Source organism: Nocardia sputi, assembly GCF_023501985.1.
Genome location: NZ_JAMFLC010000030.1, coordinates 19,560 through 43,399 on the forward strand (window position 1 = coordinate 19,560; position 23,840 = coordinate 43,399).

Consider the following 23,840-nt stretch of genomic DNA (forward strand, 5'->3'; position numbering starts at 1 on the left):
CGACGACACGAAGAGGATCAATGGTCGTCCGGAGGGGTCATCGGTCCGTGAGCGGGAATACCATCGCTGAAACAGGATTCCCCGCAATCGACGAAAGGTCGGCAGATGAGCAAGCCCGTCGATAGCCTGCCCGCGGACAAACCGCTGTCCGGGAAAACCGCGCTGGTTACGGCGGCCTACACCGGAATCGGCAGGTCGATCGCGAAAACGCTTGCCGCGCAAGGCGCTGTGGTAGTGATTCACCATCCACACTTCCCGGAGCCTGCCGCGGAGGTGGTCGGCGAGATCACCGAAGCCGGCGGCAAGGCGCTGGCCCTCGCGGCGGACGTCGCCGATCGCGGCGAGTACGAGGAGCTGGTGCAGGCGCTGCTCGACGAATGCGGCGGCTGGCACCTGCTGGTCAACACCGCGGCGGTGCCGGAGTCCGAGCCGTTCCCCAAGCTGACCTCGGAAGCATTCGACAGCGGCTTCGCGGCGACGGTGAAGGGCGTGTTCCACGGCTTGCAGGTGGCCTCGCAGCACCTGGCCGACGAAGGCCGGATCATCAACGTCTGTGATCCCGCCGACCCGGGCGGCGCGGTGCACGACGCGACGCGCGGCGCGGTCGAGCAACTCGGCCAGGCCGTGGCCCCGGACTTCGTGCCGCGGCGGATCACCGTCAACACGGTCAGCTACGGCGTCGGCACGACCGACAACGCGGAACTCGAGACCGCACTCGCCGCGCTGAGCCCGGCCGATCCGGCGGCGGTGGTCGCCTACCTGGCCGGAGACGGGGCGAGCACCGTGAACGCGCAAGTCATCCGGATCAACGAGACCGGCTCGCCGCGATAGACCCCCGCCTACGCGCCCGCCGCCGACAGCGGGCGCGTAGGCACACGATCACGCCGTGACCGTACCGCCGTAGGAAGTGAACCCGCGGCCCATCGCCGTACAGCCGAAGCTCCCGTGGAAGCCGACTTGGCAGGACACTCCCGCGTGCTCGATGATCGGACCCCACTGCCCCGAGCCGGTCTTCAGGTCGTGGATGCTGGGATTGCCGCCCGGCAGCGTGTAGGGCGTGCCCGGGTCGAAGGTGGGATGCGCGGGCAGCCAGGGCTGGTCGATCACCATCTCGCTGACGCGCACCGGCACCGGAATGTAGGTGTTGCCGACGTAGTAGCTCAGGTGCAGGGGATAACCGAAATCACACCCGACGGAGCCGTTCCCGAAAATGGCGCAGTTCGTGCTGCCCGTAGCGAAGTAGACCGTGCCGGGGTCGGCTTGCGCGTTACCGGCCGCGATGACCGGCGCGACTGCCACGGCGGCGAGTGCTCCGGCGAACTTCGTGCTGCGCTTCATACCGTCTCCTTGGTGCTTCACTGATCGATGACCGGTTCGACAACTCTGTCGGTCCGGCACCGGATTCCGTTTCGCGGCGCCCCGCCCGCCGGGCACAGCGCTGCGACCTGCGCGGTGAGCAGACCCTAACGCGGCGATAACTTCCGGACACGTCACCGAAATTCGAGGTCAATAGCGTATACAGCCATGTCGACACGGATAGCCACTCTGGCGGACGCGGCGGGCAGACCGCTGCGCGACGTGGTGTACGCGGCCCTGCGCAGCGAGCTCATGAACGGGGACATCAAGTTCGGTGAGCGGCTGACCGAGCCGAAACTCTCGGCCAGATTCGGCATCTCGCGCACGCCGATCCGCGAAGCGCTGACCGTCCTGTGCTCGGATGGACTACTACAGCGAGAAGAATACGGCTTCAGCCCCGTGCGGCCCAGCATTCCACTGATCCGCGACCTGTACGAGCTGCGAATCACGTTGGAGCTGGGCGGTCTTCAGCGCGTGATGACCAATCCCGCGGTCACGCACGATCGGGAGCTGCTGGAGTCCGAGCGCGCCGCGTGGCTGGAGCTGCGCGCCGACCCGCCCGAACAGGAGCCCGGTTTCGTGGTTCGCGACGAGGAATTCCACGTCACGCTGCTCACCGCGGCGGGCAACACCGAGATGGTGCGGGCGCTGAAAGCGGTGAACTCCCGCATTCGTCACGTGCGCATGTACGACTTCATGGTCAACAACCGGATCGAGACCACCATCGCCGAGCATCTGGGCATCCTGGAGGCCGTTCTGGCCGACGACCTCCCGCTCGCCTATCGGCTGCTGCACACGCACATCGGTGAATCGCTGGATGTGGTGCTCGAACGGGTCACCCGCGCGATCGCGGCCATGTCGCTGGCCACGGACTAGCAAGGAGCGGTTGTGGGGCTCAGCTTCGATACGGTGCTCGTCGCCAACCGCGGCGAGATCGCCTGCCGCGTCATGCGGACGGCCCAGGCGCTCGGCCTGAAGACGGTCGCCGTGTACTCCGATGCCGACGTCGGTGGCGCGCACGTCGAAATGGCCGACGTCGCGGTGCATCTGGGTCCGGGCCCGGCGGCGGAGTCCTATCTGCGGGCCGACCTGGTGGTCGAGGCGGCGCTGGCGACCGGAGCGGGCGCCATTCACCCCGGCTACGGTTTTCTCTCGGAGAACGCGGATTTCGCCGCCGCGGTGTCCGGCGCGGGAATCGCGTTCGTCGGACCGACGCCCCAGCAACTGCGCGTTTTCGGTGACAAGCACACCGCCCGAGCGGCCGCACGCGCCGTCGGCGTGCCGCTGGTGCCGGGCAGCGACCTGCTCGATTCGGCCGATCACGCGGTGGCGCAGGCGCATCGGATCGGGTTCCCGGTGATGCTCAAGGCGGTCGGCGGCGGTGGCGGCATCGGTATGCGGGCGTGCTTCGGCGCGGACGAGGTGCGCGCGGCCTACGAGCGCGTGCGGCGCATCGCGGCGGCCAACTTCGGTTCGACCGGTGTCTTCCTGGAACGTTTCGTCGCACGGGCCAGACACGTCGAGGTGCAACTGTTCGGCGACGGGCACGGCCGCGTCATCAGCCTCGGCACCCGGGACTGCTCGCTGCAACGCCGCAACCAGAAGGTGATCGAGGAGGCGCCCGCGCCGGGACTGCCCGCGGAACTGTCCGAGCACCTGCTCTCCGTGTCCCGGGAACTCGCCCGTTCGGTCGGGTACCGCTCGGCCGGAACGGTGGAGTTCGTCTACGACGCCGACGACGGCACCGCCTCGTTCCTGGAGATGAACACCCGCCTTCAGGTCGAGCACCCGGTCACCGAGGCGGTCACCGGCGTCGACCTGGTGGAATGGATGCTGCGCCTGGCCGGTGGCGACACTTCGATGGTGGACGAACAGCCCGACAGCGGGCCGCCGATCACCGGCCATGCCGTGGAGGCGCGCGTCTACGCGGAAGATCCCGGCCACGATTACCGCCCGAGCGCGGGTCTGGTCACGGCAGCGCGGTTCCCGGACGACGTCCGGGTCGACACGTGGATCGCCACCGGCTCGGATGTCAGTCCGTATTACGATCCGCTCCTGGCCAAGGTGATCAGCTCCGGCGCGAGCCGCACGGACGCCTTCGCGGCGTTACGCACCGCGCTCACCGCGACCCGTGTCTACGGCGTGCAGACGAATCTGCCGCAACTGCGCCGAGCCGCCCGCGACGGCCGGGTGCTGCGTATCGAGCACACCACCACCACACTCGCCGACATCCGCCCGGTCGGCCGCCGCATCGACGTGCTCCGCGGCGGAACCATGACCACGGTGCAGGACTACCCCGGCCGAATCGGACTGTGGCAGGTCGGCATTCCGCCGTCCGGTCCGATGGACGATCTCTCCTTCACCCTCGCCAACAGCGCGGTCGGCAATCCGATCGGTGTCCCAGCACTCGAATGCACTCTGCAGGGGCCGCGATTGCACTTTTCCGACACCACCGTCGTGTGCGTCACCGGTGCGCCGACGCCCGTCACGGTGGACGGCCATCCGGTGGCCATGTGGGAGCCCGTCACCGTGGCCGCGGGCGCGGTGCTGGATATCGGCGCACCCACCGACACCGGTCTGCGCACCTATCTGGCGGTGCGCGGCGGCATCGATGCGCCGCTCTATCACGGCAGTGCGGCCACCTTCACCCTCGGCGGCTTCGGCGGTGTGACCGGCAAAGCGGTGGCCACCGGCGACGTACTCGGCATCGACCCGACCGACGCACTCGGCACTCCCGCCGCCGTGCCGCCGGGTGACCGGCCGCGATTCACCCACGACTGGCAGCTGGCGGTCGGTGTCGGTCCGCAGACCTCGCCCGCGTACTTCACCGACGCCGACATGACTCAGTTCTGCACGCACCCGTGGCGGGTCGGCAGCCATGCCAACCGCACCGGCATCCGGCTGGAAGGCCCGAAGCCGGCCTGGTCGCGCACCGACGGCGGCGAAGCCGGGCTGCACCCGTCCAATCTGCACGACAACCCCTACAGCGTGGGCGCGCTGAACGTCTCCGGCGACACGCCCATCCTGCTCGGACCCGACGGCCCCAGCCTCGGTGGCTTCGCCTGCCCGCTGACCGTGGTGTCCGCGCATCGCTGGCGGATGGGCCAGTTGCGTCCCGGCGACTCGGTGCGCTTCGTACCGGTCGACGACGAGAAGGCGGCGGCGTTGCGGGCGTCCGGCAGCAGCCGCGTGCCGGATCTGGTCACCGACTCCCGCGCGGCCCTGCGTGACCGAGGCATTCTCGGCGGCGTCGAAGCGCGACAGGACCGTCCACGGGTGCGGTACCTGCGCGGCGGGGACGACAACATCCTGGTCGAATACGGCGAGATGGTGCTCGATCTCGGGCTGCGCATGCGGGTGCACGCGCTGGCCGAAGCCCTCGCGGGCGCCCGGCTGCCCGGCATACTCGACGTGACCCCCGGCGTCCGCTCCCTGCACATCCACTTCGACCCCGAGGTGCTGCCGCGGTATCGCTTGCTCGGTGCGTTGGCCGAACTCGAACTCGCGCTGCCCGCCACGACCGATCTGGTGGTGCCGAGCCGCACCATCCGGCTACCGCTGTCGTTCGACGACCCGTCCATCGCCGAAGCGATCGACCGCTACCGCAGCGGTGTGCGCGACACGGCGCCCTGGCTGCCGTCCAACATCGAATTCATCCGGCGCGTCAACGGGCTCGACAGCGTCGAGGACGTGCGTACCGCCGTGTTCGACGCCGAATATCTGGTGCTGGGGCTGGGTGACGTGTATCTCGGTGCGCCGCTGGCGATTCCACTCGATCCGCGACACCGCCTGGTCACCACGAAATACAACCCGGCGCGCACCTGGACCCCGTCCGACGCCGTCGGCATCGGCGGCAAGTACCTGTGCGTCTACGGCATGGCCTCCCCGGGCGGTTACCAGCTGATCGGCCGCACGGTGCCGATCTGGTCCAGCTACCGGCAGTCCGCGCCGTTCGAAGCGGGCACGCCCTGGCTGTTCCGATTCTTCGATCGCGTCGTATGGGAGCCGGTCGGCGCGGATCAGTTACTCGAATATCGCGCGGCGGCCGAGGCGGGCAGGTTCGACGCCGAGGTGAGCGAGGGCAATTTCGCGCTCGCCGACCATATGCGGCTGCTGCGGAACGAGGCCGACTCCATCGCCGAGTTCGAGACCAGGCAGGCCGCCGCGTTCGAGGCGGAGAAGGCCGCGTGGCGGGCAGCGGGAGAATTCGAACGCACCACCGTCGCACCCGTCGCCGCACCGATCGATGACCCTTTGGCCGACCTGCCCGCCGACGCGACCGTGGTGACCGCGCCGATGATCGGCAATGTCTGGCGGGTGGAAGTGCGGCCGGGGCAAAAGGTCACGGCCGGTGCGCCGGTCGCGGTCCTGGAGGCGATGAAACTCGAACTACCAGTGCACAGTCCCCGCGCGGGCACCGTGCTGAAGGTTTTGACCGCCCCCGGGGCCAAGGTGGAGCCGGGGACGCCACTAGTGATGATCGGAGTCGACTGAATGGCCGCAGGCGTCCTGGGCAGCACGTCAACCGACCCCGTCGCACGCGTCGCGGCCGCCTATCGGCGGATCGCCGAAGTCGATCGGCCGGAGGTGTGGATCACGCTGCGACCGCAAGCCGAGGTCGCCGCCGAAGCGGCCGCCCTCGCCCGGCGGCTCGCCGCCGGAGATTCCTTGCCGCTGGCCGGACTCCTGGTGGCGGTCAAGGACAACATCGATGTGGCAGGCCTGCCCACCACCGCGGCCTGCCCGGAGTTCGCCTACCTGCCGGAGGTCACCGCGGCGGCGATCGAACGGCTGACCGCGGCGGGCGCGCTGGTGCTGGGCAAGACGAACCTGGACCAGTTCGCCACCGGGCTGGTCGGCACGCGCAGCCCGTACGGCGCGGTTCGCAACGCCCTCGACCCGGAACTGGTGTCGGGCGGGTCGAGTTCCGGTTCCGCCGCGGCGGTGGCGCTCGGCGTCGCCGACATCGGAATCGGCACCGACACGGCGGGTTCCGGCCGCGTGCCGGCCGCATTGCACGGGATAGTCGGCATCAAGGCCACGCTGGGGGTGATCCCCGCGCACGGAACCGTGCCCGCCTGTGCGGATTTCGACGCCGTGACAGTCTTCGCGGCCGATCTCGACCTGGCAGTGGCCGCGGCCGCGGTGATGGTGGGACCGGAACCGCGCGACCCGCGCAGCCGGACCTGGCCCGCCGACGTCCTGCTGGCCGCCCCGCTCGCGCCGCGCATCGCCGTACCGCGTGCCGACGATCTGGTCACGCTCAGCGCGCCGTATCGGGATGCGTTCGCCCGCACCGTCGCCGCGGTAGCCGACACCGGCGCGAAAGCCGAGGAAATCGACATCTCCGTCCTGCTCGATGCGGCGCTGATGCTCTACGACGGCGCGATCGTCGCCGAACGCTACGCCGCGGTCGGCGCGTTCCTGGATACCGGACCCGCGGGAGCCGATCCCACGGTTGCCGCCATCATCGGCGCGGCGCGGAACAAGACCGGCCCGTCATTCGCCGCCGACCTCGATACGCTGGCCCGCGCGAAGGCGGCGGCGGCCGAACTGCTGCACGGCTTCGACGCACTGCTGTTGCCGACGACCACCGAGCATCCGAGTATCGCCGCGGTGCGAGCCGATCCGATCGGGATCAACCGCCGGATGGGCACCTATACCAACTTCTGCAATCTGCTGGACATGGCCGCCGTCGCCGTGCCCGGCGCACCGACCGCCGACGCCGCGCCGTTCGGAGTCATGGTGGTCACCCCCGCCTTCGCCGATCAGGTCGCCGTCGACCTCGCCGCCCGCCTGGTGGGCCTCGAGAGCGCGCCGCTGCTGGTCGAGCGGGGCGTCGACCTGGCCGTCTTCGGGGCGCACTTGAGGGGGCAGCCACTGCACTGGCAGCTCGAGCGACTCGGGGCCCGCTTCCTCGGCGGCATCCGAACCACCGACGCCTACCGCCTGACCGCGTTGGACACCAGCCCGCCCAAGCCCGGACTGGTGCGGCACGGGCCGGGCCGGGGCGCTGCGATCGAGGGCGAACTCTTCCGCCTCTCCACCGCCGGATTGGGCGCCTTCCTCGCCGAGCTTCCCGCACCCATGGCGCTGACCAGCATCGAACTCGCCGACGGCCGCGACGTGGTCGGTTTCACCTGCACCCACGATGCCGCCGGCGCCGCCACCGACATCACCCACTACGCGAGCTGGCGGAGGTATTTGCGGCAGAGCGCGTAGTTTCCGCGCCGCGCCATGGCCCATGGTCGCGAGGAGTTTCCTCGCCACCATGGGCCATTTTTCGGTCCGCCTGATTAGACATTTGTACTAGACATTTGTGCCAGTTCATGTTAGACATATGTCTGAGACATTCGGTCAACCCAGTGGGAGTCGAGGAAGCCATGAGCCCCAAGTCCGTAAGCAGCCAGCTCCGCGTGCTCGTCGCAGGCGGTGGCATCGGCGGCAATGCCGTTGCGCTGCAACTGCTCCGGTCCGGTATCACGGCCACCGTGGTGGAGCGGGCCGCGGCGCCGCGGCCCGGTGGACAGGCCGTCGACCTGCGCGGGCCGAGCCGGGAGGTGGCCGAGCGGATGGGCATGATGCCCGGCATCCGCGGATATCAGCTCGACGAGCGCGGCATGAGGTACGTCGACGACGAGGGCCGCGAGATCCTCCGCATGTCCGCCGAGTTGTTCGAGGGCAAAGGCGGGGTCGCCGAAATCGAGATCACCCGCGGGGATCTCAGCCAGGTGCTGCTCGACCTGCTCGCCGCCGAGGGCGGGGTGGACTACCGGTACGGCGAGTGGATCACCGCGCTGCGGCAGGACGACGCGGGTGTCGACGTGACATTCGCCTCCGGCGCCGTCGAGCGGTTCGACGTCGTGATCGGCGCGGACGGTCTGCACTCCGCCACCCGCCGGATGGCTTTCGGGCCCGAGGAGCAGTTCTCGACGTATCTCGGCGGATACATGTCGTTCTTCACGCTGCCGCGGCCGGAAGATTTGGAGCCGCACTGGTTCACGATGCATTCGCTGCTAGGGGCCACCGGCGTGGGTATGCGCCCTGACGCCGACACGGCCACTTGCAAAGCTCTCGTCGTGATCCGCGCCGCGGCGAACCCGGCGCTGCGCCGAGACGTCGCAGCCCAGCAGAGGTTCATCCGCGACCGCTTGGCCGGCGGCGGCTGGGAGTCCGCTCGCATCGCGGCGGCGATGTCCGAGGCGCCCGACTTCTACTTCGACGAACTGGCCCGGATCGACATGCCGAGCTGGTCCCGTGGCCGGGTGGTCCTGCTCGGCGACGCGGGATACTGCGGTTCACCGCTCACCGGGCAGGGAACAGCGATGGCGCTGGTGGGCGCGTATGTTCTCGCCGGTGAACTCGCCGCGCGCGCCGACAATCCCGGAGCGGGCCTGGCACGCTACGAAGAGGTGCTGCGCCCCTTCGTGACGACGGCCCAGCAGTTGCCGCCCGGCGGCCTGAGGGCGATGACGCCCAAGTCCCGCCTGGGCATTCGCGCGGGCTACACCCTCAGCAGGCTGATGATGTCCAAGGCGATGCGACCGGTCATGATGCGAATGCTGAGCAAGACCGAGAGCTACGATCTGCCCGACTACGCGGTGGTGACCGCAGGCAGCTGAGTCCCGCGAGCAGTCGGGCTCGTGTTTCGACCGGAGTTCCGCGCGGCTCCGGTCGATGACGTTACCGGGATCCACACTGTGGACGCGAAGGTCCGAGCCCCAGGAGCGGAGAATCGTGCGGCGCGACCGATCAGTCGACAACGGTCCGCTCATCCAGCAGGAACGGCAGCACGAAGCTGCGCAGCATCGCTCGTTCCTCGTCCTCGTCCGCGCCGGGCAGCGTCAGCAGCGAGACCATCGCCCGCACCACCCACTGACCGACCCTTCTGGCGGAGAGCGCGGGCAGCCCGGGACGGAACCCGGCGACGAAGTCCGTGGCGAGCGCGTCGACCACCCCAGGCGAATTCGCCAGCCGAGCCACGATCCCCGCGTTGGACGGCTCGAACCAGACCGCCAAGTGCGGCGTCTTGCGAACCTCTGCCAGCAGCGCGGTCAACACGTCGAGCAACCGCTCCCCCGGCTCCGCGCTGGTCGGGACCGCCTGAGCGCGCCACACCCACTCGACCAGCTGACGCGCCTCCCGGCCCGCGAAGGCCAGGTAGAGCGCCTGCCGATTTTCGAAGTAGCGATACAGCGTCGCCCTGGAACAGCCCGCGGCGTCGGCGACTTCGGCCATGCCGACTCCGCTGACGCCCCTGTCGATGAACAACGCGCGCACCGCGTCGAGGATGCGCTCACCGGCCAACTCGGCGCGGCCGTCGGCCAGCCAATCGCCCCTCATGCGGGTGGTCACGCCGTGCACCGGAACGGCACAGTGGTCGGCCTGCGAACGTAGGGGCCGTTCGCGTACTCGACCGCGTCGATGTCGACCACGTACTCGGGGAACCGATCGAGCAGTTCCTCCAATGCCACCCGGGCCTGCATCCGCGCGGCGGCCGCGCCGAGACAGTGGTGCGGTCCGTGCCCGAAGGTGAGGATGCGCTGCGGATACCGATCGATGTCCAGGTGGGCGGCGTCGGCGCCGAACGCCTCTTCGTCCCGGTTGGCCGACCCGAACACCAGCAGCACCTTGCGCCCGGCGGGCACCGTCCTTCCGGCCAGTTCGACATCGCGCGTCGCGGTGCGCGCGAGCCCTTGCACCGGCGATGTGAGCCGGGCGAACTCCTCCACCGCGACGCGAATCCGGTCCGGTTCCGCGGCGAGCGCGGCACGCTGGTCCGGATGTTGCTGCAGCAGTTGCACGGCGCCGCCCAGCAAGCCGGTCGTAGTGTCGTTTCCGCCCGCGACCATGGTCCAGGTGTAGGCGAGAATCTGCACCAGCCCGCGCACGTCCTCGTCGTCGGCGGCCATCCCCGCCTGGACCAGCAGTGACACGGTGTCCTCGCCCGGTTCGGCGCGCCTGCGTTTGATCAGCTCGGCGAAGTAACCCATCATCTCCGCCGATGCCGCCTGCGCTGTGGCGTTCGTCCGCTCGATGCTGCCTGCGACGACGGCGTCGGTCCACCCGTCGAACCTCGCCCGATCCCGCTCGGGCACTCCGAGGTAGTAGGCCACCACCATGCTCGGCAGCGGCTTGAACAGCAGCTCGACGATGTCACCGCCGCCTCGGGCCGCGATGTCGTCCAGCCGTTCGCGGACGAATCGGCGCACGACCGGTTCCACCTCCTCGACCTGGCGCGGCGTGAACCCGCGAGCGACCAACCGGCGAAAGTCGGTGTGCTGCGGCGGATCCTGCATCACGAGCGGAGGATTGTCGGTCAGGCCGAGTTCGTCGAGTTCGCCGTATTCCACCGTCAGCCCGTCGCGCGAGGAATACGTCTCGCTGTCGCGCGCCGCCGCGTACACGTGCTCGTGCCGGGTGAGCACCCAGTAGTCGTTCTCCGGTCGCGCGGCCGGTACCACGTGCTGCACCGGATCGTGCGCACGCAGCGCCGCGTACATCTCCCACGGCGATACCCAGGTGGGTCCGGAACGAAGTTCGAAAACCGGAGCCGTCCGATACGCCACGTTAACCATGTATCGACAATAAGACAAAATACGACAACTGTCTAGAACAGGTTTCAGATGGGCCCGGCCGATGCCCTCCAGTCGGCCCAGCTGATTCCATACCCCTTCGGACCCGGTGCCGCCCGCTCGTGGGTTACCTTCGGCAGCGGCAACTCGTTGCCGGTCAGCTCCAGGAAGAGCCGGCGTGAGCGACCGCTCCGCGACCCGGGCCCGCCGGGCCGGCCACCCCTCGTAGACCGGCCCGGCGGACACCGCCCCCGAAGTCCGACCTGTCACCCCTCGAGACAGGTCGTTCCCCGGTTCGCACCTGTGGTGCTGGGCATGTCCCGCCCGTGGGACAAACAATGCAGGCGCGGGCTTAGCGCGCACTTAAAAACACCTTGCAAGATCAAATCCGCAGGTGAGAGAGCTTTACCAACTGGTGACCCGCCCAACGCCTACCGCACGGCCCCGGATCACGGGATGATGGTGACAAGTGCGCCAAGGAGATTGGGAGCGACGATGGAAACCGTGGTGGTCTGGATTCTGGCCAGCCTGCTCTACTGGTGGGGCCTGCTGTAGGTGAGCGAACCTGGCCGCCGGTCCGGCCAGGTCCACTACATAAGGTCGTAGAAATTCTCGCTCGACTGCGCGCCGTGACGGAATCCGTCATGTCGACCGCGTTGCGTGCCGGATCCCGGCGTATTCCCCGGCAGCAAGGCCCACACGCACGGGGGTGGCTCCATACTCGGTCCCGAGTGTTCCGAGAAGGAGTGGTGAAGATGCTCAGGGTCCTGCCCATCAGGTACGTCGCGGACGTGGAAGCGTGTCGGAAGTTCTACGCCGGTCTCGGACTGGCGCTCGATCCGGACGCGAGCCTCGACGTCTGGGCTGAACTCTCGGGCGACGCCGGCGCGGTCGGGTTGCACGATTTCAGGGTGTCGAAGGGGCGACCGGCCGGATCCGTCGAACTCGGATTCGCGACCGACGAGAAGCTGGAAGTGGTCGCGAAACGCCTGCACGATCGAGGCTACGACTACGAGATCCATGACGAGGACTTCGGTCGCAGCGTGCGGGTCGTCGATCCGGACGGCGTGACACTCCAGATTCAGGAGATCGACATGGAGGTCGCCAAGGCGTCCGAGTCCGCCTTGGCGGCGCCCACGCACAACGCGTGACACCGCGGCTGGGCCCGATCGGCAAGGCGGATGCGGGCGCGACGCCGAGTCGCGGTTTCGGTCGGGCGATTCACCGGAGATTGTCTACGGCTATCTCCGGTCCGGCCGGACACGCCGAAGGCAGGTGCACGCTTCGGCGCACCTGCCTTCGGTGGATGGATCAGCCCTTCGAGCTCTCGAGCCCGGCGCGCACGCCCTCCTCGACGCGCTTGCCGAGGTCGGTGTCCACGTTTTTCCAGTATTCGAAGACCCGGCTGAGCACCGGTTCCCGCACACCGCCGAGTACGTGGCCGACGATGTTGTTCACCAGCCGCTCGCGCTGCGCCTCGTCGAGCACCTCGCGCACGAGGGTGCCCGCCTGGGTGAAGTCACCGTCCTCGGCGTGCTGGATGTAGCCCGCCCGCACGATGGTCGGATCGAAGTCCCAGATGCCGCCGTCGGGGGCGCGCTCGGGGTCGGCGTGCGGGCCGCCGAACGAATTCGGCGCGTACACCGGCACATTCGGGTCGTTGTAGTGATACCGCATGGCGCCCTCCTTGGAGTAGGAGTTCACCTCCGCCGCCCTGGCCTGGTTCGGCGGCAGCTGCGCGTAATTGGTGCCGATGCGGTAACGGTGCGCGTCGGCGTAGGCGAAGACCCGGCCGAGCAGCATCTTGTCCGGCGAGAAACCGATGCCCGGCACGACATTCGACGGCTCGAACGCGGCCTGCTCGATGTCGACGAAGTAGTTGGCCGGGTTGCGGTTCAGCGTCCACTTGCCGACCTCGATCAGCGGGTAATCCTTGTGCGACCACACCTTCGTCAGGTCGAAGGGGTTGAACCGGTAACCCTCGGCCTCCGCCACCGGCATGACCTGCACGTACACCGTCCAGCTCGGGAAGTCGCCGCGCTCGATCGCCTCCCACAGATCCTTGCGGTGGTAGTCGGCGTCCTCGCCCGCGATCCGGTCGGCGTCGGCCTGGGTCAGGAATTCGATGCCCTGGTCGGTCTTGAAGTGGTACTTGACCCAGAAGCGCTGACCGGCGGCGTTGATCCACTGGTAGGTGTGCGAACCGTAGCCGTTCATGTGCCGGTAGGTCTTCGGGATGCCGCGATCGCCCATCAGCCAGGTGACCTGGTGGGCGCTCTCCGGACGCAGGGTCCAGAAATCCCACTGCATGTTGTGGTCGCGAAGACCGTTGCCGGGCAGGCGCTTCTGCGACCGGATGAAGTCGGGAAACTTGATCGGGTCTTTGATGAAGAAGATCGGGGTGTTGTTGCCGACGAGGTCGTAGTTGCCGTCCTCGGTGTAGAACTTCACCGCGAAACCGCGCGGGTCCCGCCAGGTGTCCGGGCTGCCCTGCTCACCGGCCACCGTGGAGAAGCGCGCCAGCGACTCCGTGCGCGCACCGGGCTGGAACAGCTTGGCCTTGGTGTACCGGCTGACGTCGTTGGTCACGACCAGCTCACCGTAGGCGCCCGAGCCCTTCGCGTGCACGATGCGCTCCGGCACCCGCTCGCGGTTGAAGTGTGCCAGCTTCTCGATGAGGTAGTGATCATGCAGCAGGATGGGGCCTTGCGCTCCCGCGGTGAGTGATTCGTTGTCGCTCTCCACCGGAATTCCGGTGTTCGTGGTGGTCGGCTTGGTCATACGGACTCCTCGGCTGGTGAACATCGTCCCGGGAGGGCTGCCCGGGGCGTCAAGGTGTGGACCGCTACTCGGAACGGCAGGTCGGGCATAGTCCCCAGAACACGACCTCGGCTTCATCGAGCACGAATCCGTGAGCGTCCGAAGGGGCCAGACATGGGGCTGATCCCACGGCGCAGTCGATGTCGGCGACCGCACCGCAGCTTCGGCACACCAGATGGTGGTGGTTGTCACCGATCCGGGTCTCGTACAGCGCGGACGAGCCCGCTGGCTCTATCCGCCGCAGGATCCCGGCGCGCACGCATGCGTGCAAGACGTCGTAGACGGCCTGCGTGGAGACCGATCCCAGCGCTTCCCGGACGGTGGCAGCCACCGTGTCGGCATCCGAATGCGGCCGCTGCGCGACCACGTTCAGTACCGCCAAGCGCGGGGCGGTGACCCGCAAACCCGCTGCGCGCAGCCACTCGCGTGGGGCGGTGCCGTTGGTGTGCATGCTTCGATTCTGATCCTATTCTGGAATAAGTCAAGAAAATAGTCTGGAACCACTCAAGAAAAGTGCGGAGCCAGGATCGCGCCGACAGGCCGCAACGGGAGGCGCAACCTCGAACGATGACGACGCGAAGTGGCGAGCATCACAAATTCGCACTGGAATAGGTTCGGAGACCTCGTGGTTGAACCCCCTGTCGGCGTCCGGACAGCCCCGGGCCGCACCCCTTCGTCGCTACGAGCGACCACCCGCCGAGAGGCGCTTGTGGGACGTCGACGCCCATCGTGACGCCGGACACGGCGTCCGAGCTTCCAGCGCCGCCAGGACCTCTCCGACCTGGCGGCGCTGTCATTTCTTCGCATCCCGCACACTCGTCGAATCTCGCCCGCCGCGCGTCAGTCAGTGAGGTCGAAGCCGACTCGAATGCGACGCCTGCCTCTGAACCCGATCCGCCGCATGGGAACTCCTACAGTGGCTATGACCGATATATGGGCAATGAGGGGAATCGATCATGAAACGCACGTTGTTCAGTACCGCCGTCGCCGCGTTCGTCGGCGCGGGTATGGCCGTCGCGGCGCCCGCCACGGCCGACGCCGGTGAACCATGCCAGCTGGGGTGGTCGAATGTGGGACCGCGCACCTGCGCCAAGACCGACTTCAACCTCAATCCGGTCTTGACACTCGGGAACGGCGTGTGCGCCGCCATCCTGTCGACGGGCGCGACCGCCTTCGACGGCCCCCTCTACCAGTACTCCGAAGCTCCCGGGGCCGTGCATTCGGTGGTATTGCGCATCACGCAGGGCTTTTCACCCGTAGGCGAGTGGGGACCGCAGCTGCTCGCCTGCGACGTGACGGCGATCGTGGATTGGCACAACCTCGACACCGGCCAGACCGGCAGCATCAGCCGCTTCATCCCGGCAGGCCAGCGCTTGTCACCGGCGATCGTGCTCGCCGACACCGGGCCTGGACGGGTCCGGCTCACCGTGCGAACCGACAAGCCGAATCTCCCGGCCTCCACGGAAATCGTCGTACCGTAAGGCGATCGACACGCACGCCGGTCACCGAACTCGAAGGCTGGCCGACAACCGCTGGATGGGTCGGTGACGGGCTTGTCGAGCCTGCCGCGTCCGGAAGAATGTGCGGGTCAGGAGTGGAGCGATTCGACCCTGCGGTGGACGTATCGGCACGGGCACGCAGGGGCGCCGTCGGAGTCTTCGTCGAGGTGGACCAGCACGCGGGCGCCGTCGGATCGGGTCAGTGTCCACAACCATGGTTGCGGCTCGTCGCCGAAGCCGCACAGGATCTCGCTGCCGAGTTGTGCGGCGAGCAGGTCGACCAGCTCCCAGTTGTCCAGCGCGGCCCGGTCGGATGTGGAGGGGTCCGCACTGATCGAAAACGACGCAGCGAAGTCGCCGCCGACCGGGCGATAAGTGCAGAAGACCGCGAAGGGGCCATCTCGGGGGTCGTTCCGGAGCGCCTCGTCTACGAGGTCGTCGCTGCTGACGAAGATCTCCGAGTCGGGGATCGCGAAGCATCGCCGCAGGAACTCGCGCAGTTCTTTCGCGTCGAGAGGTCCAGTGGACAGACCGTCGCACGCAATCATCCGACGAGCGTACTGAGCCGAGACCACCCGGCGGCGACTCGTTTCGGCCGAGCACGGTGCGGTCTTCATCGAGCCGAGTTCGCTCTGCGGTGGCGCGCGTGATGCGGAAGGATGCTGCTCATGGCGTCGCAGGATGGAACCTTGCATCGGCGGCTCGGGCTCACCGATTCGGTGGTCATCGGGTTGGGGTCGATGATCGGGGCGGGTATCTTCGCGGCGCTGGCGCCGGCGGCGGCTTCGGCCGGGAGCTGGTTGCTGGTGGCGCTCGCGGTGGCGGCGGTGCTGGCCTACTGCAACGCGATGTCGTCGGCGCGGCTGGCTGCACGGTATCCCGTCTCCGGGGGGACGTATGTGTATGGGCGGGAGCGGCTGGGACCGTTCTGGGGATATCTCGCGGGCTGGGGATTCGTCGCGGGGAAGACTGCCTCGTGTGCGGCGATGGCGCTGACCGTCGGTAGCTACGCATGGCCCGATCAGGCGCATGCCGTGGCGGTTGGCGCGGTGGTGGCGATTACCGCCCTCAACTACACGGGGGTGCAGAAATCGGCGGTCGCGACTCGGGTGATAGTCGCGGCGGTACTCGCCGTGCTCGCCGGGGTGATCGTGATCGGGCTGTCCGGAACGCACTCGGCAGCAACGGCGTTGCCCGACCGGATCGGTCCCCGCGACGTCCTCACGGCGGCGGGACTGCTGTTCTTCGCGTTCGCGGGATACGCCCGCATCGCCACGCTCGGTGAAGAGGTGCGCGAACCGCAGCGCACGATTCCCCGCGCCGTCATGATCGCGCTCGGACTCGCCCTCGCGGTCTACGCGCTGGTGGCGGTGGCGGCGCTGAGTGTGCTCGGCTCCGCGGGCCTGGCACAGGCAACCGATCCGCTGGCAAGACTGGTCGGCGAGGCGGGCGTTCCCGCGGCCGCACCGGTGGTGCGGATCGGCGCGGTGCTCGCGGCGGCCGGTTCGCTGCTCGCGTTGATCCTCGGTGTGTCCCGCACGGTGCTCGCGATGGCACGAGACCGTTATCTGCCGAGTGCGCTCGCGGCCGTGCATCCGCGATTCGGGGTGCCACACCACGCGGAGCTGGTGGTCGGCGCGATCGTCGCCGTGGTCGCGGCGCTCTTCGATCTGCGCGCGGCAATCGGCTTTTCCTCGTTCACGGTGCTGTTCTACTACTTGATCGCCAACATCTGCGCCGCCACGCTGACTGTGGAGGAGAATCGCCCACCCCGATGGATCCCAGCGGTCGGCGCGGTGGGTTGCGTCGTGGTCGGGTTCTCACTGCCCGTCAGCTCCGTCCTCTCCGGTCTGGGTGCGCTCGTCATCGGCGCTGCGTTGTACGTATCGGGCAAGCGCTACGGTCGAGAAGCCCCATCATCCCCCTGACCGCTCATGCCGATCGGCAAGCGATGGAGTCCGTTTCCGGACCGATGCGCGAATCGGATGTCCAGTTTCCCGCCACGAACCCCGCCTGTTGACCGCGCGAATGCGCCGCAGAGCGCTAGCCTTTGCGCATGGGGCGTTTCGGTGGATTCCTGGCGGGAATCGCGGCGGTTTCGCTGGTGGCGGGCAATCTCTTCGCCGTGAACGCGGTCGCCGCGCCTGACGACCATATGCGGTGCGCGATCACCTCGGGACGCGATCTGGAACGCGCGGCACCGGAACAAGTGGGGCTGGATTCCACGAAGGTGCGCGACGCGATGACGTTCGCGGCCGGACGAAACCGATTCAACGTGCAGGTGTTCCGGCACAACTGTCTCATCGGCGAGGGGCCGACCAACGCCCAGACCGGCAATGTGGCGTGGAACATCTGGAGCTCGACCAAGAGCGTCGTCTCCCTGCTCGCCGGAATCGCCTGGGATCAGGGCAAACTCGATCTCGACGCACCAATAGACCGGTACCTCCCCGCGCGGCTCGGCGACGCGGAGCACCGGTCGATCACCGCCGAAAATCTGCTCACCGAAACCTCCGGCATGCGGGTGGGTGTGCTGACCGAGGGCATCACCGGCGTGATCCCGATCGACCCGGACAGCGCGGTGCAGGCGCTCGGCGTGCCGCTGGACAATCCGCCAGGCACCGTCTTCACCTACAGCCAGCGCAACGTCGACCTGCTGGCCTACGTGCTGGAACTGGCCGTCGGCGAACCACTGCAACAATTCGCGCAGCGGGAGCTGTTCGATCCGCTCGGCATCCCCCGCGGCGACTACTTCTGGGCGAAGGACCGCTCGGGGCACACCTACGGCTACGCGCACCTGATGATTCCGCCGAACGACTTCGCCAAGCTCGGACTCCTGGTCGGCAATGACGGGCGCTGGGGCGAAGAGCGGATCGTCTCCGCCGACTATCTGCGAATGGCCCGCACGCCCTCACCCACGAACGAATGCTACGGATACCTGTTCTGGCTCGGAGCGGGCTGCGCCGAGATCGCCGACTCCTGCCCGACGATGTGTACGCGATGGCGGGACTGGGGATGCAGAACGTCTTCGTCATCCCGAGTCTCGATCTCACGGTGGTCTGGACCGGCGTCTTCGGAAACGTCAGCAGCCAGGGCCTGTCGGGCGTCGTGCAGAACACGCAGGAACTGCCCTACGAGTTCTTCCGCAGGTTGTTCGACGCGTTCGACGAGCGGCCCGTGCCCGACCCGGGCCCCTACGTCGAGCCGCCGCTGCGCCTCGACCCCCGCCGCTTCATCGACACGGACATCTTGATCGCGGTGTTCGGCATCGGGCCCGCCGCCTATCCGGGCTGCAACGTCTTCGCCTGCCTGAATCAGCCGCTGGACCCGCCGTTCGCCAACACCCCGCCGGGCTGCGCCATCCTGGTGTGTCTCGGACCCGATCCGCGCACCCCGGGCATTCGCTGAGCCGCCTCGCCGTGGACTACCCGGCCGCGGACAGCCTCGTGACCCAGCCGTGCATCTCGTCGGTGCGCAATGCCGCATGGTGGCGTTTGCGCAGCGCCTGGGAGATCGGGCCGGGCACGCCGTTCGCGACCACACGGCCGTCCACCTCGACGACCGGCGCCGCGCCTGCCGACGTTCCGGTGACGAAGACTTCGTCGGCGATGTACAACTCGGTGAGATCGACGGTGCGTTCCACCACCGGAATGCCGTCTTCGGCCGCCAAAGTGAGCACGGTCCTGCGATTGATACCGTCGAGAATGTCGCAGGAGACATCGGGGGTGATCAGCGTGCCGCCGCGGACGAGGAAGATATTGGCCGCGCTGAGTTCGCAGACGTGTCCGTTGCCATCGAGGAATACGCAGTCGTCGTAGCCGCTGTCGATCGCGTCCTGCTTGGCCAGAACCGAATTCACATATGCCCCGTTGACCTTCGCTCGGGACGGAATCGCGTTGTCCGGAATGCGCCGCCACGGACTGGACTTCAACCGCATGCCGTTCTGCGGGACGATGGGCACGGCGTCGTAGACGAACATGCTCATCCGAATCGCGCACCCGCGCACCCGCGTGCCCGGAATGGACTCGACGACGTGGACGGTAGCCCGGACGAAGACGTCCTCACGGGGAGCGTTGGCCGCGATCAGCTCCACAACCGCCGCGCGGAACCGCTCGTAATCCCACTCCGCCGCGAACCGATCGATCCCGATGATCTTGCAGGATTCCTCGAGCCGACGGAAGTGATCGTCCAGACGGAACGCGGTACGCGCTGCCCCATCCACGTGCACGGGGAAGACGGTGTAGACACTGAGTCCGTACAACACCGCCGACGATGCGACGCCGACCGTGGCCGCGTCAGCCGCGACAATCCGGTCGCCGAGATACACGTGAGGATGAGGGTAAGCCATCGGCGCAGGCTAACAGCCGCGCTACGCGACGAGCGAGACGTTTTCGGCGGGGACCATACAGGCGTCAGTCGTAGTGCTTGCCGACCTTGGCAATCCATATCGCATCGTCGACGACCCGGTAGACGATGCGATGCTCCTGCGTGATCCGGCGTGACCAATAGCCCGACAGGTCGTGCTTCAACGGCTCGGGCTTACCGATGCCTTCGAAGGGGTCGCTCAGAATGGCTTTGATCAGCACATTGACCTTCTTCAGAACAAGCCGGTCGCGCTGCAGCCACGCCGAATATTCCTCCCAAGCGGACTCGGAGAAAACGACCTTCATTCGATGAGGTCGCGTACGACGCCGCCACCACCCTCGAGTTCCTGAATCGATCGGCGTAGCCGCGCCCCGTCACGCCCGCTCAACAACTCCACGGTCGTCATCAGCGAGTCGTAGTCTTCCTTGGATATCAACACGGCGTTCCCCCCCTTGGACACGATCTCGATTGTGTCGTGATCCTCGTTGACCTTCCTGATCAAGGGGAATAGATTCTTGCGCGCCTCACTAGCGGTAATCGCGGCAGCCATGATCCCTCCTGGCCAGTAGTACGAAATATGGTACCACTGTTGCTAGGTCTACTGCGACAGACGCGGCCACGAGCGCCGTTCGGCCGACCAGGTCCACAACGACGAACGGGCCGCGGGAATCCCGCGGCCCGTTCGATCGAGGAATTCTCAGCGCTCGCTGAGCAGCACTTCGGCGATCTGGATGGTATTGAGGGCAGCGCCTTTTCGCAGGTTGTCGCCCGAGATGAACAGCGCGAGCCCGCGACCGTCCGGCACACCCGGGTCTTGGCGGATGCGGCCGACGAGCGAATCGTCGATGCCCGCCGCGGCGAGCGGGGTCGGCACGTCCACCAGCTTCACGCCGGGCGCCTTGGCCAGGATCTCCTTGGCGTGCTCGACCGACAGCGGCTCGGCGAATTCGGCGTTCACCGACAGCGAGTGGCCGGTGAAGACCGGTACGCGCACGCAGGTGCCGCTCACCGCCAGATCCGGGATGCCGAGGATCTTGCGGCTCTCGTTGCGCAGCTTCTGGTCCTCGTCGGTCTCGCCGGAGCCGTCGTCGACCAGCGAACCGGCCAGCGGAAGCACGTTGAACGCGATCGGCGCGACGTACTTGTGCGGGGCGGGGAAGTCGACGGCGCGACCGTCGTGGGTCAACTGCTCGGCGTCCGCGATCACCGCGCGGGCCTGTCCGGCCAGCTCCTCGACACCGGCCAAGCCGCTGCCGGAGACCGCCTGGTAGCTGGAAACGATCAGGCGGCGCAGGCCGGCGATGTCGTGCAGCGGCTTGAGCACCGGCATGGCCGCCATGGTGGTGCAGTTCGGATTGGCGATGATGCCCTTGACCAAGTTGCGGGTCTGCTCCGGGTTGACCTCGCTCACCACCAGCGGAACCTCGGGGTCCTTGCGCCACGCCGAGGAATTGTCGATCACCGTGACGCCCGCCGCGGCGAACCGCGGCGCCTGCACGCGCGACATGGTGGCGCCCGCCGAGAACAACGCGATGTCCAGCCCGGACGGATCGGCTGTCTCGGTGTCCTCGACCACGATCTCGCGGCCGCGCCACGGCAGCGTCTTGCCCGCCGAACGGGCGGAGGCGAAGAACCGCAGCTCGTCGGCCGGGAAATTGCGCTCGTCCAGCAGTTTCCGCATGACGGCGCCGACCTGTCCGGTCGCGCCGACGACTCCTACGCGCACTCCCATGACTTATCGCCCCGTTCCGGCGTGGACGACCGCGACCTCGTCGCCGCCCAGGTCGAATGCCTTGTGCAGCACCTGCACCGCCTCGTCCAGTTCGGTGTCCTTGACCAGGACGGAGATCCGGATCTCCGAGGTGGAGATCAAGTCGATGTTCACGCCCGCCTCGGCCAGCGCCTCACAGAAGGTGGCGGTGACGCCCGGGTGACTCTTCATGCCCGCACCGACCAGCGACACCTTGCCGATGTGGTCGTCGTAGAGCACCTGGGAGAAGCCGATCTCGGACTGACGCTTGGTCAGCATCTCCACCGCGCGGGCGCCCTCGGTCTTGGGCAGCGTGAAGGTGATGTCGGTCTTGCCGGTCTCGACCTTCGAGATGTTCTGCAGGACCATGTCGATGTTGATCTCCGCGTCGGCGACGGCGCGGAACACCTTGGCCGCGTAACCCGGCTCGTCCGGCAGCCCGACCACGGTCACCTTGGCCTCGCTGCGGTCGTGCGCGACGCCAGTGAGGATTGCTTGCTCCAAGGGGATCTCCTCCATCGATCCGTAAACGTAGGTGCCCTGCTTGTCGGTGTAGGACGAGCGCACGTGCACGGGCACGTTGTAGCGGCGGGCGTATTCGACGCAACGCAGCATCAGCACCTTGGCGCCGCAGGCCGCCAATTCCAGCATCTCCTCGTAGGAGACCTGCTCGAGCCGCTGCGCGTCGGGCACGATCCGCGGATCGGCGGTGAAGACGCCGTCCACGTCGGTGTAGATCTCGCAGACGTCCGCCTGCAGGGCGGCGGCCAACGCGACCGCGGTGGTGTCGGAGCCGCCACGGCCCAGCGTGGTGACGTCCCTACTGTCCTGGCTCACGCCCTGGAAACCGGCGACCAGCACGACCAGCCCCTCGTCCAGGGCGGCGCGGACGCGGCCTGGGGTCACGTCGATGATCTTCGCGTTGCCGTGCGCGCCCGTGGTGATCACGCCCGCCTGCGAGCCGGTGAACGAGCGGGCCTCGGCGCCGAGGGAGTGGATGGCCATGGCGACCAGCGCGTTGGAGATGCGTTCACCGGAGGTGAGCAGCATGTCCATCTCGCGGGCTGGCGGCGACGGCGCCACCTGCTGAGCGAGATCGAGCAGCTCGTCGGTGGTGTCACCCATGGCGGAGCAGACGACCACCACATCGTGGCCCTGCTTCTTGGTCTCCACGATCCGTTCAGCGACGCGCCGGATACGCTCGGCGGTCGCCACCGAGGATCCTCCGTACTTCTGAACCACGAGAGCCACGACAGGGTCCTCCAAGATCGACAACAAACTGGTAACAGTCATTCAGACTACCGGCCCGGGGCCAGGGGTTTTGCCGCTACCTACCCGGCTTGTGGAAAACCCCACAGCCGCATCCCATCCCGGTCGCCCCGCACGGCCCGCCTCGGATGAGGGACGATGGGCGCATGAAGAGCACGCTGCTCGAGGTGAGAACGGGCCACAGAGAAGTGGTACAGGACATCACGCCGCAGTGCGCGACTTTCGCGCGCGCAGCGGGCGGCGACGGGCTGCTGCACGTCTTCGTACCGCACGCCACCGCCGGGATCGCGGTCATGGAACTCGGCGCGCGCAGCGACGACGACCTGCTGGCCGCACTGCGCGATCTCCTGCCCGCCGACGACCGCTGGCGGCACGCGCACGGCTCGCGTGGGCACGGGCGCTCGCATGTTCTGCCCGCCCTGATCGCGCCGTACGCCACCGTCCCTGTCCTGGACGGAAAGCTCGCCCTGGGCACTTGGCAGTCGATCGCGCTGGTCGATCTCAATGTCGACAACCCGGACCGGCAGGTGCGGCTGTCGTTCCTCTCCGACGCGGGCTGACCTCGACCGGTGTCCGTGCAACCACGGAGGCCCACACCCCGCATTCATCCGGACGTCAGGCGCGGGTCAGCCAGCTGACCTGAACACCGTTGCCGAACTCGATGCGCTCGGTCGGCCGGAACATCGTCGGATGGAACTCGCCGGCGAAGCCGGGCACACCGGCGCCCGCGACGACCGGATAGCTCTTGATCACGAGTTCATCGATCTCCTCGAGCAGCGCGGCGGCGAGTTTGCCGCCGCCCGCCAGCCAGATGTCCATCCCGTCCCGTTGCTTCAGCTCGCGGACCAGCCCCAGCGGGTCGCGCTCGACCAGTTCTACGGCCGGGTCATCGATCCGGCCCAGCGTGCTGGACACCACGTACTGCTTCATGTGGGCATAGGGGCTGGTCACACCGATGGCCAAGGCCGGATCGTAGGTGCCGCGCCCCATGACCAGCGTGTCGAACTTCTGATTGGGCGCGTCCACGGCGAGGCCGACATGCGGCCGCACGTGGGTGGGCAGCGTCTCGGGGTACTCCGCGCGCAGCCATGCCCACATGTCATCGACGAGCGGGTAGAAGTCGACCTCACCATTCGGCCCAGCGATATAGCCGTCGAGTGAGAGCCCGACGAAGTAGACGAGTTTTCGCATGAGAATCCTTATCGAATA

The 23,840-nt window shown here is 67.8% G+C and carries 23 protein-coding genes; 11 read left to right on the forward strand and 12 right to left on the reverse strand.

The genetic code is table 11. The annotated features are described in order from the left end of the window. The first annotated feature begins 105 nt into the window (after nucleotides 1-105). The gene (locus M8859_RS31705) at nucleotides 106-831 is read left to right on the forward strand and encodes an SDR family NAD(P)-dependent oxidoreductase (protein ID WP_249645374.1); all 726 of its coding nucleotides are present in this window, start codon (nucleotides 106-108) and stop codon (nucleotides 829-831) included. A gap of 48 nt (nucleotides 832-879) precedes the next feature. Here M8859_RS31705 and M8859_RS31710 read toward each other — a convergent pair whose 3' ends face one another. Next, on the reverse strand, nucleotides 880-1,338 hold the full coding sequence (locus tag M8859_RS31710; RefSeq protein WP_159927930.1) for a hypothetical protein: 459 nt from the start codon (nucleotides 1,336-1,338) through the stop codon (nucleotides 880-882). A 186-nt stretch (nucleotides 1,339-1,524) separates the two neighbouring features. Between M8859_RS31710 and M8859_RS31715 the strand changes: the two genes are divergently transcribed. From M8859_RS31715 to M8859_RS31730, 4 genes are all read left to right on the forward strand, one after another. Beyond that, nucleotides 1,525-2,232, forward strand: coding sequence for a GntR family transcriptional regulator (locus M8859_RS31715; RefSeq protein WP_159927928.1), 708 nt, complete (start codon nucleotides 1,525-1,527; stop codon nucleotides 2,230-2,232). A gap of 12 nt (nucleotides 2,233-2,244) precedes the next feature. Beyond that, a complete protein-coding gene (gene uca / locus M8859_RS31720; protein WP_308221247.1) occupies nucleotides 2,245-5,850 on the forward strand; it encodes an urea carboxylase in 3,606 nt (1,201 codons plus the stop codon). Then, nucleotides 5,851-7,578, forward strand: coding sequence for an allophanate hydrolase (gene atzF / locus M8859_RS31725; protein WP_159927924.1), 1,728 nt, complete (start codon nucleotides 5,851-5,853; stop codon nucleotides 7,576-7,578). Between the two features lie 161 nt (nucleotides 7,579-7,739). After that, the gene (locus M8859_RS31730; RefSeq protein ID WP_195072035.1) at nucleotides 7,740-8,978 is read left to right on the forward strand and encodes an FAD-dependent monooxygenase; all 1,239 of its coding nucleotides are present in this window, start codon (nucleotides 7,740-7,742) and stop codon (nucleotides 8,976-8,978) included. A 130-nt stretch (nucleotides 8,979-9,108) separates the two neighbouring features. Here M8859_RS31730 and M8859_RS31735 read toward each other — a convergent pair whose 3' ends face one another. Together M8859_RS31735 and M8859_RS31740 are read right to left on the reverse strand one after the other, a co-directional pair. Next, a complete protein-coding gene (locus tag M8859_RS31735; protein WP_249645375.1) occupies nucleotides 9,109-9,711 on the reverse strand; it encodes a TetR/AcrR family transcriptional regulator in 603 nt (200 codons plus the stop codon). Further along, a complete protein-coding gene (locus tag M8859_RS31740; RefSeq protein WP_195072034.1) occupies nucleotides 9,708-10,934 on the reverse strand; it encodes a cytochrome P450 in 1,227 nt (408 codons plus the stop codon). The genes M8859_RS31735 and M8859_RS31740 overlap by 4 nt, the downstream gene beginning before the upstream one ends. Nucleotides 10,935-11,686: 752 nt before the next feature. On the opposite strand from M8859_RS31740, the gene M8859_RS31745 reads away from it, so the two are divergent. Then, the gene (locus M8859_RS31745; protein ID WP_159927918.1) at nucleotides 11,687-12,082 is read left to right on the forward strand and encodes a VOC family protein; all 396 of its coding nucleotides are present in this window, start codon (nucleotides 11,687-11,689) and stop codon (nucleotides 12,080-12,082) included. A gap of 160 nt (nucleotides 12,083-12,242) precedes the next feature. Here the strand turns inward: M8859_RS31745 and M8859_RS31750 are convergent, their stop codons facing one another. Beyond that, nucleotides 12,243-13,712: a catalase gene (locus tag M8859_RS31750; protein ID WP_195072033.1), complete on the reverse strand. Its 1,470-nt coding sequence runs from the start codon at nucleotides 13,710-13,712 to the stop codon at nucleotides 12,243-12,245. 64 nt (nucleotides 13,713-13,776) lie between these two features. Further along, nucleotides 13,777-14,202 carry a Fur family transcriptional regulator gene (locus tag M8859_RS31755; RefSeq protein ID WP_159927914.1) on the reverse strand — a complete coding sequence of 142 codons (426 nt, stop codon included), beginning with the start codon at nucleotides 14,200-14,202 and terminating at the stop codon, nucleotides 13,777-13,779. Between the two features lie 505 nt (nucleotides 14,203-14,707). Here M8859_RS31755 and M8859_RS31760 point away from each other — a divergent pair. After that, nucleotides 14,708-15,232 carry a hypothetical protein gene (locus M8859_RS31760; protein ID WP_236565611.1) on the forward strand — a complete coding sequence of 175 codons (525 nt, stop codon included), beginning with the start codon at nucleotides 14,708-14,710 and terminating at the stop codon, nucleotides 15,230-15,232. 107 nt (nucleotides 15,233-15,339) lie between these two features. Here the strand turns inward: M8859_RS31760 and M8859_RS31765 are convergent, their stop codons facing one another. After that, complete coding sequence (locus M8859_RS31765; RefSeq protein WP_249645376.1) at nucleotides 15,340-15,798, reverse strand: hypothetical protein; 459 nt, start codon at nucleotides 15,796-15,798, stop codon at nucleotides 15,340-15,342. Nucleotides 15,799-15,918: 120 nt separating this feature from the next. Between M8859_RS31765 and M8859_RS31770 the strand changes: the two genes are divergently transcribed. The 3 genes from M8859_RS31770 (at nucleotide 15,919) to M8859_RS31780 (ending at nucleotide 18,655) form a co-directional block, all read left to right on the forward strand. Then, nucleotides 15,919-17,178, forward strand: coding sequence for an APC family permease (locus tag M8859_RS31770; RefSeq protein ID WP_159927910.1), 1,260 nt, complete (start codon nucleotides 15,919-15,921; stop codon nucleotides 17,176-17,178). A gap of 128 nt (nucleotides 17,179-17,306) precedes the next feature. Next, entirely contained in the window at nucleotides 17,307-18,500 is a 1,194-nt protein-coding gene (locus M8859_RS31775) for a serine hydrolase domain-containing protein (RefSeq protein WP_249645377.1), read from the forward strand. Further along, nucleotides 18,497-18,655 (forward strand): hypothetical protein, encoded by a 159-nt coding sequence (locus tag M8859_RS31780; protein ID WP_249645378.1) that lies wholly within the window; start codon nucleotides 18,497-18,499, stop codon nucleotides 18,653-18,655. Before M8859_RS31775 ends, M8859_RS31780 begins: the two co-directional genes overlap by 4 nt. A 16-nt stretch (nucleotides 18,656-18,671) precedes the next feature. Here the strand turns inward: M8859_RS31780 and M8859_RS31785 are convergent, their stop codons facing one another. The 5 genes from M8859_RS31785 to M8859_RS31805 form a co-directional block, all read right to left on the reverse strand. After that, nucleotides 18,672-19,595 (reverse strand): aminotransferase class IV, encoded by a 924-nt coding sequence (locus M8859_RS31785; protein WP_195072032.1) that lies wholly within the window; start codon nucleotides 19,593-19,595, stop codon nucleotides 18,672-18,674. Between the two features lie 64 nt (nucleotides 19,596-19,659). Then, a complete protein-coding gene (locus M8859_RS31790) occupies nucleotides 19,660-19,917 on the reverse strand; it encodes a Txe/YoeB family addiction module toxin (RefSeq protein WP_195072031.1) in 258 nt (85 codons plus the stop codon). Then, nucleotides 19,914-20,162 (reverse strand): type II toxin-antitoxin system Phd/YefM family antitoxin, encoded by a 249-nt coding sequence (locus M8859_RS31795; protein WP_159927894.1) that lies wholly within the window; start codon nucleotides 20,160-20,162, stop codon nucleotides 19,914-19,916. Before M8859_RS31795 ends, M8859_RS31790 begins: the two co-directional genes overlap by 4 nt. 147 nt (nucleotides 20,163-20,309) lie before the next feature. Continuing rightward, entirely contained in the window at nucleotides 20,310-21,344 is a 1,035-nt protein-coding gene (locus M8859_RS31800) for an aspartate-semialdehyde dehydrogenase (protein ID WP_159927892.1), read from the reverse strand. A gap of 3 nt (nucleotides 21,345-21,347) precedes the next feature. Then, nucleotides 21,348-22,613: an aspartate kinase gene (locus M8859_RS31805; RefSeq protein ID WP_159927881.1), complete on the reverse strand. Its 1,266-nt coding sequence runs from the start codon at nucleotides 22,611-22,613 to the stop codon at nucleotides 21,348-21,350. A gap of 164 nt (nucleotides 22,614-22,777) precedes the next feature. On the opposite strand from M8859_RS31805, the gene M8859_RS31810 reads away from it, so the two are divergent. Further along, nucleotides 22,778-23,191 carry a secondary thiamine-phosphate synthase enzyme YjbQ gene (locus M8859_RS31810; RefSeq protein ID WP_159927879.1) on the forward strand — a complete coding sequence of 138 codons (414 nt, stop codon included), beginning with the start codon at nucleotides 22,778-22,780 and terminating at the stop codon, nucleotides 23,189-23,191. Between the two features lie 55 nt (nucleotides 23,192-23,246). On the opposite strand, the gene M8859_RS31815 is transcribed toward M8859_RS31810, so the two are convergent. After that, a complete protein-coding gene (locus M8859_RS31815) occupies nucleotides 23,247-23,822 on the reverse strand; it encodes a dihydrofolate reductase family protein (protein WP_159927877.1) in 576 nt (191 codons plus the stop codon). Between the last annotated feature and the right edge of the window lie 18 nt (nucleotides 23,823-23,840).